The following is a 15,786-nucleotide window of genomic DNA, read 5'->3' as shown; positions in this document are numbered from 1 at the left end:
GCGACGCGCCGGACCACGCAACGGGGCGGGTCGCCGAAAGGGCCCCGGGGACGTCCGAAGCCCCGGGGCCCTCTCCACGGCCCGGCCGTCAGATGCCGAGCCGGTCCAGGAGGCGTTCGTGGTGGATCGCCGGGCCGCCGAAGAGCAGCTGGGAGGACTTGGCCCGCCGGAAGTACAGGTGCGCCGGGTGTTCCCAGGTGAAGCCGATGCCGCCGTGGATCTGGATGTTCTCCATTGCGGTGAACATGTACGCCTTCGAGCAGCTCGCGTGGGCGACCGCCGAGGCGACCGGGAAGTCCGCGGAGCCCTCGGCGGCCAGCAGCGCGGCCTCCCGTGACGCGGCCTCGGCGAGTTCGACCTGGACCAGCATGTCCGCGCACTTGTGCTTGACGGCCTGGAAGGAGCCGATCGGCCGGCCGAACTGGTGCCGGGTACGGGCGTACTCGGCGCTCATCTCCAGGCACCGCCGCGCTCCGCCCGCCTGCTCGGCGGCCAGCCCCACCGACGCCACGTCCAGGACGCGGGCCATGACGCGTCCGCCCGCGCCGTCCGTGCCGACGAGGACCGCGGGCACGGCGTCGAACGTCAGCCGGGCCATGGCCCTGGTGGCGTCCAGGGTGGTGAGCGGCTCCGCGGACAGGCCCGGCGCCGACCGGTCGACCGCGAACAGCGACGGACCGGCGACCGTGCGGGCGACGACCAGGACCAGGTCCGCCGTCGTCCCGTCGATCACGAAGCACTTGCGTCCGGTCAGCCGCCATTCGCCGTCCCCGTCAGGCCGGGCACGCGCGGTGATCAGGGCCGGGTCCCAGGAGCCGTCGTCCTCGGCGACGGCGAGGGTGGCCGTGGTGCGGCCGGCGGCGACGCCCGGCAGGTGGCGCGCGCAGGCGTCCTTGTCGCCGGAGGCCAGCAGCGCCTGGGCGGCCAGCAGGACGGTGGAGAAGAAGGGGGCGCAGAACAGGGCGCGGCCCATCTCCTCCAGCACCACGCCGAGTTCGACGAGGCCGAAGCCGTCCCCGCCGTACTCCTCGGGAACGGCCAGTCCCGCGAGCCGCAGTTGGTCGGAGGCCTGCGCCCACACCTCGGAGTCGAAGCGCGGCTCGCTGTCCATGAGCTTGCGCACGGCTTCTTCGGGTGATTTGGCGTCCATGAACTCCCGCACGGACGCTCGGAGTTCCTTCAGCTCGTTCTCGTCGGCGTTCATGGGCGTGCCTCCTTCGGCAGGCCGAGGACACGTTCCGCGAGGATGTTCTTCATGATCTCCTCGGTGCCGCCGAGGATGCGCAGCGCCGGGGTGGCCAGCAGGAGTTCGGCCCAGGAGTACGTCCCCCAGCGGCCGGTGTCGGCGATGATGCGCGGGCCGAGGCACTCCGAGACGAAGTGGGCGGCGCGGGTGAGGTTCTGACCGTACATCAGCTTGGCGACCGACCTCTCGGGGCCGGGGGCGGTGCCCGCCCGCAGGGTGCGCTGCGCGCGGGCGTTGAGGTAGCCGGTGGCCATCGCGTCGACGAGGAGTTCGGCGAGCCGTGCGCGCAGGGCGCGGTCGTCCCAGGTCCAGGTGGCGCGCATGAGTGCCGAGAGGTGGTCCGGGGACAGGGCGGCGGCCACCGGGCCCGCGCCCTCGCTGCCGACCGTGTCGCGCTCGTTCATCAGCGTGGTCAGGGCGACCGTCCAGCCGCCGTCGACCTCGCCGAGGCGGTGGTCGTCGGGGACACGGACGTCGGTGAGGAAGACCTCGTTGAAGTCGGCGCCGCCGGTCATCTGCCGCAGCGGCCGCACCTCGACGCCCGGCGCGTCCATGGGGACGAGGAAGGCCGTGATGCCACGGTGCTTGGGAGCGTCGGGGTTCGTCCGGGTCAGCGCGAGGCCGATCTGGCTGTGGTGGGCGACGGAGGTCCACACCTTCTGCCCGTTGAGCACCCACTGGTCGCCCTCGCGGACGGCCCGGGTCGCCACGCTCGCCAGGTCGGACCCGGCGCCGGGCTCGCTGAACAGCTGGCAGGCGATGGCGTCCCCGCGGTACATCGCGGGCAGCCAGCGTTCCTTGATGTGGGGTCGGGCGTGGGCGAGGATCGTCGGTCCGATCATGCCGAGTCCGACCACGCTCAGCACGCCGGTGTCCGGGACGTCGTACTCGGACTCGACGGCGGCGTAGGCCAGTTCATGGACGGGGGTCAGGCCCCGGCCGCCGTACTCGGGCGGGCCGGTGATCCAGCCGAAGCCGTTCTCGTGGCGGGTGCGCTGCCAGGCACGGGCCCGCCGCACCTGCTCCGCCTCCTGGTCGGGCGGGAGGCTGCTGAAGTAGGCCATCGAGTCGTCGCCCTCGCCCCAGGTGACGGTGGCCCGGTCGGGGGCCTTCGCCGCGTGGGAGTCCAGGAAGCGGCGCGCCTCGGCGGCGAAGTCCTGCGGGTCGTCGGATGTCATCGCTTTCGCTCCGCTGTCAGGTCGACAGGATGGTCACCGCCGACGCGCCGGGCGCGCCGTACAGGTGGGTGTAGCCGACGCGAGGGGTGCCGGGGATCTGCCGGAGCCCGGCGGCGCCACGCAGCTGGAGGACGATCTCGTGGATCTGGCGCAGTCCGGACGCGCCGATCGGTTCCCCGTTGCCGAGCAGGCCGCCGTCGGTGTTGACCGGCAGCCGGCCGCCGATCTCGGTCGCGCCCTCGGCGACGAGACGTTCCTGTTCGCCGTCCTTGCACAGGCCGTTCTCGGCCATGTGGATGATCTCCGACCCGGCGTCGGTGTCCTGGAGCTGGGCGACGTCGACGTCCTCCGGGCCGATGCCCGCCAGCTCGTAGGCCGCCCGGGAGGCGTCCACGGTCGGACTGTCGACCGGCTCACCTACCGGGAACGACGGGCTCTGCACCTCGAAGGCACCCAGCCGGCGGCTGCGCAGGGCGGTAGAACGGACCCGAACCGGCTTCCCGGTGTACTTGTGGGCCTGGTCGGCGCGGCACAGCACGAGTGCCGCCGCGCCCTCGTTCGGGCCGCAGTACATGAACTGGCGGAGCGGGTAGTTGAGGACCGGCGAGGCGAGCACCTCCTCCGGGGTGAGGGGAGTCCGACGCCAGGCCTTCTCGTTGCCGGCCGCGTTGCGGAAGTTCTTCGAGGCGACGCGGGCGAGTGTCTCGTGGGAGATGCCGTGCTCGTGCATATAGCGGTTGATCTTCATGCCGAAGAAGTGCGTGGTGAGGAAGAGCCCGGTCTGCCCGTACCAGGAGGGGATGCCGGCCACGGACGGATCGGCCGCGAAGGCGCCGCGCGGATGCTTGTCCAGGCCGATCGCGACGGTCAGGTCGTGTTCGCCGGTCTCGATGGCGCGGGCGGCCAGCGCGAGGGCCGTACCGGCGGTGGCGCACCCGTTGAACACGCCGCGCAGCGGGATGCCGGTCAGGCCGAGGCGTCCGACGATGGCGTCCGGGTTGGCGACCTCGTAGCTGCCGATGTAACCGCCCTGGATCTGCGGCCAGTCGACGCCCGCGTCAGCGAGGGCGAGTCGTACCGCGTCCGCGCCCATGTCGAGTGCCGGCTTGCCGGGGAAGCGGCCGAAGGGGTGGAGCCCGACTCCGATGATGACTGCCTCGGTCATGGTGTCTCCTCCTCGGCTGTGCCCTCCTGCGCAGGGGCGAACGCGAACGTGACGACCTCGGTGCCGTCGTCCTGCACGGTGTAGGGCACGAGCGTGAGCCGCATGGGCTGTCCGATGCGCAGCTTGCCGGGATCGGGTTCGGTCAGCCGGGCCTCGACCAGCAGTTCGCCGGGGAGTTCGACGTAACCGACCGTGTAGGGCTCGAAGGACTCGGGGCCGTCGTACGGCGGGGACGGCGGGCGGAAGTTCTGGGTGGTGTACGTCCACAGGGTGCCGCGGTCGGCGAGCAGGCGTCGCTTCGAGTCCGTGCTCGCGCACCGCACGCAGTCCGGGGCGGCCGGGAAGCTCACCAGGCCGCAGTCCGCGCACTCGGAGCCGATGAGCCGGAGCGGGTCGTCGGGGCCGGCCGGCCAGGTGAACAGGTCCTCGGCGACCGGGCATCGCGTCGTCGTCATCTCACGCCCCGTTCCGGTTGCCGAGCGCGTCGGCGTTGGGTGCGGCCTTGGCCACCAGGTTCGGCACGACGGAGGACAGCTCCTGCGGTGTCCAGCGGGTCTCGGCGCTCGCGCCGGGTCCGCCCACCCAGCCCTCGAGCACGGTGATGCGGTTGCCGACGACGCCGAAGACCCGGCCGGTGACCTCGCGCGAGGCCGCCGAGCCCAGCCACACCACGAGCGGCGAGATGGCCTCCGGGGTGAGGTCCTGGTTCCGGGCGGCCTGCCGCATCGTCTCGATGTCCTCGGTCAGCCGGGTCAGCGCGGTCGGCGCGATGGCGTTCACCGTCACGCCGTAGCGGGCGAGTTCGGCGGCGGCGATGATGGTGAGGCTCGCGATGCCCGCCTTGGCGGAGCCGTAGTTGGACTGGCCCGGGTTGCCGAAGACGCCGGACGGGGAGGTCGTGTTGATCACCCGGGCGTCGTTGGCGTGACCGGCCTTGGCACGCTCGCGCCAGTACGCGGCCGCGTGGTGCAGGGTGGCGAAGCTGCCCTTGAGGTGGACGGCGAGCACGCTGTCCCAGTCCTGCTCGGTCATCGACACGATCATCCGGTCGCGCAGGATGCCGGCGTTGTTGACCAGCACGTCCAGGCCGCCGTAGGTGTCCACGGCCTGCCGGACGAGCCTGCCGGCGCCGTCCCAGGCGGAGATGTCGTCCGTGTTGGCGACGGCCTCGCCGCCGGCCGCGACGATCTCGTCCACCACGGCCTGCGCGGGTCCGGACGAGGCGCCCCCGCCGTCGCGTCCGCCGCCCAGGTCGTTGACCACGACCTTGGCCCCGTGCGCGGCGAACGCCAGGGCGTGGGCCCGGCCGATGCCGTTGCCGGCTCCGGTGACGACCACGACACGGCCGTCGACCACTTCTTCGGACATCATCAACTCCTCGATCAGGAAGGCCGGTCGGCCTCGGCCAGCAGCACGCGCGGGTCCTCGCTGCCGCACGGGCACCGGCCGGTGAGGACGCGGCCCGCGATGCCGAGGGGGGTCTCGGGCAGGGGTGAGGTGCGCTGATCGCCGGCCGCCAGGAACAGCTCCCCGCCGCGGTCGCCGATCCGCCATTCGGCGCCGTTGACGTGGGCGCCGCCGCGCTCGGGGCACTCCAGGGCGAGGGCCGGGCCGACGGGCGAGAACACGCAGGCGGACACGCCCACCGCACGCAGCATCGGTACGGCTGCGGGCCGGGCGAGCACGACCTCGGTCGGCCGGAACATCTCGCCGATGTCGGCGCCACCGGCAAGGCCCTCCAGCGTCTGTGCGGAGAGGCCGATCACCGCGTGCGGACGCAGTTCGCGGTGGAAGACCGAGGTGCGGCGGTGGTCCCAGCCCATCGCCTCGGCGATGCCGTAGGTCACCTTCAGCGCCCGCAGTGCGCCGATCACCGCATGGCCCCAGAAACCCTCGAAGCCGGACGCGGTCAGCAGGGCCCGCTGTCCGGGCGCGAGGCCGTGCTCACGCAGGCGGGCGGTGGCCCAGTCGGTGTCCCGGGCGAGTTCGGCCCAGGTCAGCCCCGTCTCCCGGGTGCCGCCGACGGCCGGGAAGCGCACGAGGTAGGCGAGTTCGGGGCGGTCGAGTCGCCTGGCGCGGGCGAGGGTGTCGGCGCGGGCCATCAGCTCTTCACCACCCGGGGGAACTTGGCGACGCTGGTCATGGTCTTCAACAGGTCCTCCTCGGGGCGCAGGTCGAGCACCGGTTTGACTCCGGTGCGTTCGCGCACGGCCTCGCCCAGCCGGCCGGCCAGGGCCTCGACGTCGCCGGTGAGTTCGGGGTCGTAGCCGACGCGCAGCCGCAGTTCGTCGACCTCACGGCGGTCGCGGACGATCTGGAACACTCCGGCGACCGTCTCCGGCTGGTCCTCCACCACCTGCCAGATGTCCCGCAGCACCACGGATCGCCCCTGGACCAGCGTCTCGTCGCCGCGCCGGCCGGCCACCCACATGCGGGCGTGGGTGCGGCCGCAGCCGCAGGTGCCGCCGGAGAGCCGGACCAGGTCCTCGCTGCGGTAGCGGATCAGCGGTGCGGCCCGGTTGTCCAGATCGGTGGCGACCAGTTCGCCGAGGTCGCCGTCGGGGACGTCCCGCCAGCCGTCCTCCGTCACCTCGACGCACTCCGCGAAGACGGTGTCCTCCCAGAGGTGGAAGCCGTCGTGCTCACGGCACTCCCAGGCGGTGCCGGTGTCGGCGGCGCTGGTGTACTCGTAGACGTCGATGCCCCAGTCCTCACGGATGCGCTGGCGCATCTTCCGGCTCAGCGGCTGGCCGGCGCAGGAGGCGCCCTTGAGGGAGGAGAAGGCCTCCTTCAGGTCGGTCTTCTCGGCCAGGTGCTCCAGCTCCACCATCTGCGGGTACATCATCTGCAGATAGGCCGGCCGGTAGGTGCGCAGGGCCTCGACGACCTCGTGCATCTTCCCCATCCAGGTGTCCACCTCGATCACCACGGCACCGAGGGCCTGGTAGCCGGGGTCCATGAGGTTGCGGAAGGTGCCGGGCGGGCTCAGCACCCGGTCGCCGGGCCGGAGGCCGAGTTCCCACAGGTCGCGCACCTGGGCGGTGACCAGGGGCGGGGCGTCCTGCCAGATCTCGGCGAAGAACTCCGGATCGCCGGTGGTGCCCGAGCTGGAGGACACGGAGGTCAGTTCCTCGGTCGGCACGCAGAGCAGGCCGCCGAAGGGGTCGCCGGTTCGGGCCCGGTAGGCGCGCACCATGTCCTTGGTGATGAACGGGACGCGTGCCCGGAAGTCCTCCAGGGACCGGACGTCCCGCGGGCGGACCCCGTGTGCGTCCCACAGCTCGCGGTAGAAGGCGGAGTTGGCGTAGGCGTACTCGACGAGCTCGAGGACCCGTTCCTCCTGCCGCGCGCGCAGCTCCTCGCGGGGCATGGTCTCCACCTCGGGTTCGAAGTACCTGTCAGCGGTGTCCCTGTCACCCACCATGGCGCCTCCTCGCGGCTCGGTGCCCAGATCTTCCAGCCATCAGCGCAATCAGTCAACCAATTCTACGGATTCAAGACGAAGGCGGGCCCACCTTCCCTTCGGTCGACCATGGAACTAAAATCGCTAACTGATTACATCCATTGACCCGAAGGAGCGTCATGTCGAAGATCTGGGTCAACTCGGGGGACTCCCATGTGATGGAACCCGCCGACGTGTGGACCGAGCGACTGCCCGCGCGGCTCGGCGCCCGGGCTCCGCGCAGCGAGCGCGGGGAGAAGTACGAGATGCTCTACATCGACGGCGAGCGTATCGACCGCCAGCTCGGCGACTTCATGGACGCCATGCGCCCGCCGGGCGCCTGGGACCTGAAGGTCCGGCTCAAGGACCTCGACCAGGAAGGCGTGTGGTCCCAACTGGCCTTCCCCTCCATGGGGTTCTGGCTCGTGTCGATCACCGACCGGGAGCTGGCCCGGGAGACCGTGCGGGCCTGGAACGACTGGGCGTACGACGAGATCCTCAGCAAGAACAAGCGCGTGATCACCACGGCCTGCGTCTCCACGGCCGACATCGGCGACGCGGTCGCCGAACTCGAGCGCGCGGCCGAGCTCGGCTTCAAGGCGGTCTTCCTGCCGTGCTCGACCCGGGAGGGCGAGGAGTACGCCCTGGACCGCTGGGAACCGCTGTGGACCGCGGCCGAGCGGGCGGGCATGGTGCTCGGCTTCCACATCGGCACGGGCGGCCAGAACGTCGTCTTCCGCGGACCCGGCGGCGCGGTCGTCAACTACATGGAGACGACGTATCCGGGCATGCGGGTGGTGTCCCACATGGTCGCGGGCGGCGCTCTCGACCGTCACCCGGACCTGCGGATCCTCATCGCCGAGGGCGGCGCGGGCTGGGTACCGGCCATCGGCGACCGCATGGACGAGGCCTACCGTCAGCACGGCATGTTCGTCCGGCCGAAGCTGAGCCGACTGCCGAGCGAGATCATCCGCCAGCAGGTGTACGCGTCCTTCCAGCACGACAAGAGCTCGGTGGAGATCGTCGAGTCCACCGGCTACCGCAACGTGATGTGGGGCGACGACTACCCCCACCTGGAGGGCACCTACGGCCACACCCAGGCCACGCTGCACGACCTGTTCGACGGCGTGCCGGCCGACATCCGCGAACGCGTCACACGCGGCACCTTCAACGAGCTGTTCGACCTGCCGGACCAGACACCCCAGGAGGCGGCCGTCTGAGCGGCGTCGGCGACGGAACACCGGTGACCACTCCCCCCGACGCCACGTATCCGGACGACCTGGAGCGGCCAGGGCTGGTCAGGACCGGGCGGTCGACCTTCGTCCGGCCCATCCGGCCCGAGGACGCCGACCGCCTGGTCGCCTTCGTGGGCAGCCTGTCCCGGGCCACCCTGGCCTACCGCTCCCTCGGCCCGGTGGTCCGCGCCCGCGACGACGTGATCCGCCGCGGCGCCCACGTGGACTACCTCGACGAACTGGCCCTCGTCGCCCTGGCCGGCGACGAGATCGCCGGCCTGGTCCGCTACGTCCGCGACCCCGACGAACCGGAGCACGCCGAGGTCACGTTCACCATCCGCGACGACCACCAGAGCGAGGGATTCGGCCGACTGCTCCTGGAGCACATCGCGGCCGCCGCCCGCGCCCGGGGCATCCGCGTGCTGGAGGCCGACGTCCTCGCCGACAACGCCCGGATGATCAACGTCTTCCTCGGCTCCGGCTACCGGGTGGAGGCCGGGCCGCCCGGCCAGATCATCCACTTCGAGATCGCCGTCGACCCCCAGGCCCAGGCCGTCGCCCGCGCCGAGCATCGCGAGCACACCGCCGTACGCCGCTCCCTGCGGCCCCTGCTCGAACCGCGCTCGGTCGCCGTGATCGGCGCGAACCGCAGCCCCCTGACGATCGGCCACGAGATCGTGGCCAACCTGCTGCGGGGCGGCTTCGGCGGGAACGTCTTCCCGGTCAACCCGCAGGCCGAGGAGATCGCCGGGATACCCGCGTACGCCGGCGTCCGGGACCTTCCCGAGCCGCCGGACCTCGCGCTCGTGGCCGTACGCGCCGAGGCCGTGCCCGCGGTCGTACGCGAGTGTGCCGCGGCCGGTGTCAGAGCGGTGGTCGTCGTCTCGACGGGGTTCGGCGAGGCCGGCCCCGAAGGGCGGTCGGCCGAGCTGGAGCTGGCCCGCTTCGCCCGCGCGTCCGGGATGCGGCTGGTCGGCCCGAACTGCATGGGCGTGCTCAACACGACCCCCGCGGCGCGGCTGGCCGCGACGTTCTCCCCGGCCCTCCCGACGCCCGGCCGGGTGGCGATGTCCAGCCAGTCCGGGCCGCTTGGGCTCGCGGTCCTCGACTTCGCCAAGCGGCTGCGGCTCGGCTTCTCCGGCTTTGTGTCGGTGGGCCACGCCGTGGACGTCTCCACCGACGAACTGCTCCAGTGGTGGGAGGAGGATCTGGCGACCTCGGTGATCCTGCTGCACGTCGAGACGTTCGGCGACCCGCGCCGGTTCGCCCGCGTCGCCCGCCGCATCGCGCCGCGCAAGCCGATCGTCGCCGTCCACCCGGGCCCCGCGGACTCGGCGGTGAGTTCGCTGTTCGCCCAGTCCGGGGTCATCCGCACCAGCAGTCTCCAGGAACTGTTCGACGTCGCCCTGCTGCTCGCCCACCAGCCGCCCCCACCCGGAAACCGGGTCGCCGTGATCACCAACGCGGGCGGTCCGGCGGCGCTGACGGTCGGGGCGTGCGCGGCGAGCGGTCTGAGCGTGCCCGCGCTGGGCGAGCGCACCCGCCGGACGCTCCGTGCGGCCCTCGCGCCCCAGGCGGACACGGCCAACCCGATCGACCTGACCCCGATGGCCACCGCCGCGCACTACCGGCACGCTCTGGAGGCGGTTCTGGCCGACGACGGCATCGACGCGGCCGTCGTTCTGTTCATGCCACCGCTGGCGGACAAGCCCGACGAGGTGGCCGCCGCGATCCTCGACGCGGCCGCGACCGCACCGGACAAACCGGTGGTGACCAGTTTCCTGGGCGGTGCGGGCGTCGCGGACCTCCTCCACCGCGACGACCTGGTCGTGCCCACCTACACGTTCCCCGAGGCGGCGGCGACGTCACTCGGGCACGCGGCGGCCTACCAGGCCTGGCGCAGCACCCCCGCGGGCGTCGTACCGGATCTTCCGGGAGTCGACGTCGAGCGCGCCCGATCGCTGGTCGCCGGCCGCGCGCCCGGTCCGGTTCCCACGGCGGTCGTCACCGCGTTGCTGGACGCGTACGGAATCGCCGTCCGGGACACCGAACCGGGCCCGGGCCCGGACGCGTTCCTCTCCGTGGGCGCGGACCCGGTCTTCGGGCCGGTGGTCTCCTTCGGTCTCACCGGTGACTACGCCGACCTCATGGCGGACGTCGCGCACCGCGTCACCCCGCTCAGCGACCGCGACGCCCGCGAGATGGTCCGCTCGCTGCGGGCGGCTCCGCTGCTCGACGGCCGGACGGGCGGCCCCGGAGTGGATCTGGGGGCGCTGGAGGAGACCGTCCTGCGGATCGCGGCGATGCTCGACGACCTTCCCCGGATCGAGGCTCTGGAACTGCGCCCGGTGCGATTGCTGCCGCCGGGAGAAGGAGTCGCCGTCGCCCACGCGACGATGCGACTGGCGGACGACACCGCGGGAGGCGGTTGGACGTGAAGGTGGGCATCTACTTCGACCTGCGCAACCCGCCGCCGTGGCGGCAGAGTTGGTCCCGGGTCTACGGGTTCGCGCTGGAGATGTGCGAAGAGGCCGACCGGCTCGGCCTCGACTCCGTCTGGTTCTCCGAGCACCACGGCTTCGAGGACGGGTATCTTCCCCAGCCGCTGACCATGGCGGCGGCGGCCGCGGCCCGCACCCGCCGAGTCCGCCTGGGCACCGCGGTCATCCCCGCGCCCCTGCACGCGGCCGCCGACCTCGCCGAACAGGCCGCGATCGTGGACATCATCAGCGACGGCCGGCTGGACCTCGGCCTGGGCACCGGCTACCGGGTGCCCGAGTACCGCCTGTTCGGCGCCGACCTCGCCAAGCGGTACACCACGACCGACCAACGGGTGCGGGAGATCCGCGGCCTGTGGGCCGAGTCCCTGGTCACTCCCGGCCCCGTTCAGGACCCCCTGCCGATCTGGCTGGGCTATCAGGGCCCGCAGGGCGCCCGGCGGGCCGGCCGGCTCGGCACGGGACTGCTGTCCCTGAACCCCGACCTGCTGGCGCCGTACCGGGAGGGCCTCGCCGAGAGCGGGTACGACGTGGCGACGGCCCGGATGCAGGGCTCCTTCACCACCTTCGTCACCGAGGACCCCGACGGGGACTGGCCGGTGGTGCGCAAGCACCTGGCGTACCAGTGGGACAGCTACCGCCGGTACATGGTGGAGGGGACGGACCAGCCGGTCCCTCGCCCCATCGACCCCGAGAAATGGCGGGAGACGGGGCTGCAGGCGAGGGGCGTCGGACAGTTCCTCTACGGCACACCGCAGGACACGGCCGAGGCCGTCAAGGCGTACGTGGCAGGGTTGCCGGTGGAAGGGGTGTTCCTGTGGGCTTCACTGGCCGGGATGCCCGAGGAGATGGTGGCCCGACAGGTCCAGCTCATCGCCGGGAAGCTGCGCCCGCTGCTGGCCGGGTGCTGACAGGAGGAGCGCATGCGGAACACGACGGCGAACTGGGCGGGCGCGGACTTCCAGGAGCCGCCCCGCAGCCGTGGCGGGGTGGCGCTGTGCGGTGCGTGCCGGGGGTCCGGTTCCTGCCGGCTGGGCGTGCGCCACGAACGTCTCGACGACGACGGTGTGGCGTGGTTCGAACTCGCCTGCCCACGTGATCAGGAGGGCGGCCCCGACGTCGCGCACGGCGGCTGGACGGCGGCCGTGCTGGACGACTGCCTCGGTCATCTCCCGCTGCTGCACCGGGTGTTGAGCGTGACGGCGGAACTGACCGTGAGCTTCGTCAAGCCGGTGCCGGTGGAGCGTCCGCTGGAGGTACGTGCGTGGGTCGAGCGGCGGGAGGGCTCGCGGTGGTACATCCAGGGCGAGATGGTCCTGCTGCCGACCCGGGCGGTGCTGGCCCGGGCCTCGGGGATCTGGGTGACCCGGGACCGGGGCCACTTCGCACGGCACGAGGAGTGGCTGGCCGGTCAGATCGACGCCGCGGAGGGTCAGTAGGACCGCAGTCCCATGCTGCGGGCGATCCCGTTGCGCTGGATCTGGCTGGTGCCGCCGGAGATCGTGGCGACGATCGACTCCCGGTAGCGGAAGCTCATCACACTCTCCGTCGAGAAGCCGTGCCCCGCGCAGACCTGCATCCCGAGCCGGGCGGCGGCCACATAGGTCTCCGAGCCCTTCAGCTTCGCCATCGAGCCCTCGCGGGTGCACGGCTTGCCCTGGGCGAGCAGCCAGGCGGCACGGTACGCGAGGAGCCGGGCGGAGTCGATCTCGGTCTGCAGGTCGGCCATGGCGTGGGCGAGCGACTGGAAGTTGCCGATCGGCCGGCCGAAGGCCTGCCGGGTGCGCGCGTACTCCAGCATCTCGTCCAGGGTGGACTGGGCCGCCCCCAGGTATCCGCCGCTGATGATCACCTTCTCCAGCTCGATGTTGGAGAGCATGACCTTCCAGCCCTCGTCACGCGGTCCCACGAGGTTCTCCCTGGGGACCAGTACGTCGTTGAAGAAGACCTCGTTGGTGCCCAGGATGTGCCGGGCCAGCGTCGGCGTCCGGCGCACCTGCACACCGTCCGTCGCCGGGTCGACGAGCAGCAGACTGATGCCCCCGTGCTTCGGCTCGCGGGGCCCCGTGCGCACATAGGTCGCGATGGTCGTGCCCGGCAGTCCGGCGCCCGTGCACCACGCCTTCTGACCCCGGACGAGGAAATGCTCCCCATGGTCCTCGGCGGTGGTGCGCAGCGCCGCCGCGTCGGATCCGCTGTCCGGCTCGCTGAGGCCGACGGCCAGCCGGTGGCGCCCCGTCATCACCTGCTCGCGGATGAAGTCGCGCTGCGCCTCGCTGCCCCACCGGAACACGGTGATCCCGGGGATGAGCACGCCGATGTAGCACATGGCGACGTCGAAACTGGCCCGCCCCAGCTCCTCGGCGATCAGGATGAGTTCGAGCGGCCCGCCGCCGTCGCCGCCCTCCTCCTCACTGAACGGGAGAGAGAACCACCCCAGGTCGGCCATACCGCGGAACAACTCGGACGGTACGACACCCTCCTCGTCCCACTGCTTGGCCCTCTGGGCCGGACACACATCGGCGACGAACTGCCGTGCCGTCGCGCGCAACAGGTCCTGCTCGTCGGTCAGCCCGAAGTCCACGGCCACTCCTCGCCACCAGTCGCCTATTCATCTATCTAATTATTCTATGTTAGCGGATAAAGGCCGGGTCGGTCAGTACGGCCTTTCCACGGACGGCCCGCGGGACGGCGCAGCACCCAGCCGCTCCTATTGATCCGATGTATCTCCGCCACGGCCATTGACCTCTCCACCCCTCACCCCTACTTTTCCTGCATGTTATCGACGAGAAATCCGGCGCAGGCCGCGAGAGCCGGCAGGCCACTTCCCCTATTCATCGGGTCTTATCGACTCCTCGCAGCCTTGTGCTGCGCACTCCTGTCCTTCGCGGTGCTCACCTCACCCGCCCACGCCGCGGCCGCGGTCACCTACTTCGTCTCCCCCGGCGGCAGTGACAGCAACTCAGGGACCAGCGCCGACGCCCCCTTCCGTACGCTCACCAAGGCGCAGGACGCGGTCCGGTCCATCGACAGGTCGACGTCCGGTCCGGTCACGGTGACCCTGGCCGGAGGCGTCTACCGGCTGGACAAGACCCTCACCTTCACCGCCGCGGACTCCGGCGGCGGTACGGCCGGTACGGTCTGGTGGAAGGCGGCAGCCGGGCAGAACCCGGTCATCAGCGGCGGTGTCCAGGTCACCGGCTGGACCCGGACCAGCACGGACTCCGCCATCTGGTCCGCCCCGGCGCCCGGCGGCCTGGACACCCGGCAGCTCTACGTGAACGGCGTGCGCGCCCAGCGCGCCACGGGCTCCCTGCCGGTGTCGGTGAGGCAGACCGCGACCGGATACTCCACGGCGTCCGGTGATCCCATGGCAGGCTGGCGCAATCCGTCGGCGATCGAGTTCGTCTACCGGGGCGGGCTCGGACTGTGGACCGAGCCGCGCTGCCCGGTCGCCTCCGTCACCAGTACCGCCATCACCATGGCCCAGCCCTGCTGGAACAACTCGACCCAGCGCGTGATGCGCACCGACGGGTCGGGCCGCACGTACAACCTGGTCGGCCGCAAGTCGATCACCGAGGCACCGACGGCGGTGGAGAACGCCTACGAACTCCTCGACAAACCCGGCGAGTTCTACCTGGACAAGACCGAGCACCGGTTCTACTACATCCCGCGTTCCGGGGAGGACCTGACCACGGCGGACGTCGAAGCGCCCTCGCTGGACACACTGGTGGCGACCTCCGCCAACGCCTCGGACGAGCCCAGTCACATCGGCTTCCAGGGCATCCAGTTCAGCTACGCGAACTACACGACATCCAACACCGGCACCGGCTTCTCGGAGATCCAGGCGACGTACCAGGTCACCGGCGCCACGGGCTATGCCACCCAGGGACTGTGCACGTTCGTGTCGGGCGGCACCTGCCCCTACGGCAACTGGACGAAGATGCCCGGCGCGGTCCGGTTCACCTACGACAGCGGCATCCACTTCGACCACGACTACTTCGTCCACCTCGGCGCCGCCGGCCTCGACCTCGGCAACGGCTCACAGAACGACACCGTCACCGCCTGCGTGTTCACCGACATCTCCGGCAACGGACTCGACCTGGGCGGCGTGGACATCCCCCAGCCCACCAGCTCGGCCCAGCACACCAGCGGGATCACCGTCAAGGACAGCCACTTCTACGACATCGCCACCGAATACCACGGCGGGGTCGCCGTCGACGCCGGATACATCGAGACCTCGACCGTCACCCACAACCAGATCGACCACGTGCCGTACACGGCGGTCTCCATCGGCTGGGGCGGCTGGCCCGACAAGGTGAGCCTGCCCGCACAGCCGAACTACTCGAACAACAACACGATCTCCAACAACTTGATCTACGACCACATGTCGGTCCTCGGTGACGGTGGTGCCGTCTACACGAACGGCATCACCGGCACCTCGCTGGCCAACGGCGAGAAGGTCAGCGGCAACGTCGTCCACGACCAGCTCAACACCTCCGGCGGCCATGTCCTGTACACCGACAACGGCGCCACCTATGTCTCGGTCCTCGGCAACGCGGTCTGGAACATCAACGTCTCACCGTGGGGCAGCAAGCACGTGAACTACACGGCCGGCGACGGGACGTACGACCCCACGGACATCGAGGGCAACTACTGGCCGAACGGTCCGTCCGACTACGACAACAAGCAGGTGCTGATCAAGGGCAATCACGCCATCACCGGGGCGGCCCAGGTCCCGTCGAGCATCATCGCGGCCGGCGGCATCGAGTCGCCGTACCAGTCGATCCTCTCCTGGCAGCCGGCCTGACAACACCCTGATGCCTGCGGAGGGCGCGGGCCGTGGGCCCTCATCAACCCGCGCCCTCCATCGAGACAGGGCCGCGTTGCGGCCGGCGGGCCGTCAGAAGTCGTACGGCTTCTTGGCGCTCCAGTTCAGCACGTCGGCCTCGTTCCAGCTGAACTGGGGCTTCCGGTCCTTCATGACGACGGAGTAGAAGGGGCCGACGTGACCGTCCGCGC

General features: G+C 71.2%; 13 protein-coding genes. 5 read left to right on the top strand and 8 right to left on the bottom strand.

Translation table 11 applies throughout. The features are described 5' to 3' along the window. Window positions 1-88: 88 nt before the first annotated feature. The 7 genes from ACIRVK_RS34685 to ACIRVK_RS34655 are packed head-to-tail and all read right to left on the bottom strand — an operon-like array spanning window position 89 to window position 7,013. Window positions 89-1,204 carry an acyl-CoA dehydrogenase family protein gene (locus ACIRVK_RS34685; protein ID WP_404254230.1) on the bottom strand — a complete coding sequence of 372 codons (1,116 nt, stop codon included), beginning with the start codon at window positions 1,202-1,204 and terminating at the stop codon, window positions 89-91. Beyond that, window positions 1,201-2,424, bottom strand: coding sequence for an acyl-CoA dehydrogenase family protein (locus tag ACIRVK_RS34680; protein ID WP_404254228.1), 1,224 nt, complete (start codon window positions 2,422-2,424; stop codon window positions 1,201-1,203). Before ACIRVK_RS34680 ends, ACIRVK_RS34685 begins: the two co-directional genes overlap by 4 nt. Before the next feature lie 16 nt (window positions 2,425-2,440). Then, the gene (locus ACIRVK_RS34675; RefSeq protein ID WP_404254226.1) at window positions 2,441-3,589 is read right to left on the bottom strand and encodes a thiolase family protein; all 1,149 of its coding nucleotides are present in this window, start codon (window positions 3,587-3,589) and stop codon (window positions 2,441-2,443) included. After that, window positions 3,586-4,044, bottom strand: coding sequence for a Zn-ribbon domain-containing OB-fold protein (locus tag ACIRVK_RS34670; protein WP_404254224.1), 459 nt, complete (start codon window positions 4,042-4,044; stop codon window positions 3,586-3,588). Before ACIRVK_RS34670 ends, ACIRVK_RS34675 begins: the two co-directional genes overlap by 4 nt. Window position 4,045: 1 nt before the next feature. Next, window positions 4,046-4,957, bottom strand: coding sequence for an SDR family oxidoreductase (locus ACIRVK_RS34665; RefSeq protein WP_404254338.1), 912 nt, complete (start codon window positions 4,955-4,957; stop codon window positions 4,046-4,048). Window positions 4,958-4,971: 14 nt separating this feature from the next. Then, window positions 4,972-5,691 (bottom strand): hypothetical protein, encoded by a 720-nt coding sequence (locus ACIRVK_RS34660; RefSeq protein WP_404254222.1) that lies wholly within the window; start codon window positions 5,689-5,691, stop codon window positions 4,972-4,974. After that, a complete protein-coding gene (locus tag ACIRVK_RS34655) occupies window positions 5,691-7,013 on the bottom strand; it encodes a phenylacetate--CoA ligase family protein (protein WP_404254220.1) in 1,323 nt (440 codons plus the stop codon). Before ACIRVK_RS34655 ends, ACIRVK_RS34660 begins: the two co-directional genes overlap by 1 nt. A 158-nt stretch (window positions 7,014-7,171) precedes the next feature. Here ACIRVK_RS34655 and ACIRVK_RS34650 point away from each other — a divergent pair, with 158 nt between their 5' ends. Genes ACIRVK_RS34650 through ACIRVK_RS34635 form a run of 4 tightly spaced genes read left to right on the top strand, consistent with a single transcriptional unit; the run spans window position 7,172 to window position 12,203 of the window. Continuing rightward, window positions 7,172-8,251 (top strand): amidohydrolase family protein, encoded by a 1,080-nt coding sequence (locus ACIRVK_RS34650; RefSeq protein ID WP_404254218.1) that lies wholly within the window; start codon window positions 7,172-7,174, stop codon window positions 8,249-8,251. 23 nt (window positions 8,252-8,274) lie between these two features. Next, window positions 8,275-10,704 (top strand): GNAT family N-acetyltransferase, encoded by a 2,430-nt coding sequence (locus ACIRVK_RS34645; RefSeq protein WP_404254216.1) that lies wholly within the window; start codon window positions 8,275-8,277, stop codon window positions 10,702-10,704. Then, window positions 10,701-11,675 carry an LLM class flavin-dependent oxidoreductase gene (locus ACIRVK_RS34640; RefSeq protein WP_404254214.1) on the top strand — a complete coding sequence of 325 codons (975 nt, stop codon included), beginning with the start codon at window positions 10,701-10,703 and terminating at the stop codon, window positions 11,673-11,675. The genes ACIRVK_RS34645 and ACIRVK_RS34640 overlap by 4 nt, the downstream gene beginning before the upstream one ends. A 12-nt stretch (window positions 11,676-11,687) precedes the next feature. Next, window positions 11,688-12,203, top strand: coding sequence for a PaaI family thioesterase (locus tag ACIRVK_RS34635; protein WP_404254212.1), 516 nt, complete (start codon window positions 11,688-11,690; stop codon window positions 12,201-12,203). On the opposite strand, the gene ACIRVK_RS34630 is transcribed toward ACIRVK_RS34635, so the two are convergent. After that, entirely contained in the window at window positions 12,197-13,348 is a 1,152-nt protein-coding gene (locus ACIRVK_RS34630; protein ID WP_404254210.1) for an acyl-CoA dehydrogenase family protein, read from the bottom strand. The two genes, ACIRVK_RS34635 and ACIRVK_RS34630, sit on opposite strands and share 7 nt — an antisense overlap. 279 nt (window positions 13,349-13,627) lie before the next feature. Between ACIRVK_RS34630 and ACIRVK_RS34625 the strand changes: the two genes are divergently transcribed. Next, window positions 13,628-15,574: a right-handed parallel beta-helix repeat-containing protein gene (locus tag ACIRVK_RS34625; protein ID WP_404254208.1), complete on the top strand. Its 1,947-nt coding sequence runs from the start codon at window positions 13,628-13,630 to the stop codon at window positions 15,572-15,574. Window positions 15,575-15,786 lie beyond the last annotated feature (212 nt).

Source organism: Streptomyces sp. NPDC101152 (assembly GCF_044768275.1).
Taxonomy (GTDB): domain Bacteria; phylum Actinomycetota; class Actinomycetes; order Streptomycetales; family Streptomycetaceae; genus Streptomyces.
The sequence above is the reverse complement of the archived record's forward strand: the minus strand, read 5'-3'. Positions and strand labels throughout refer to the sequence as shown.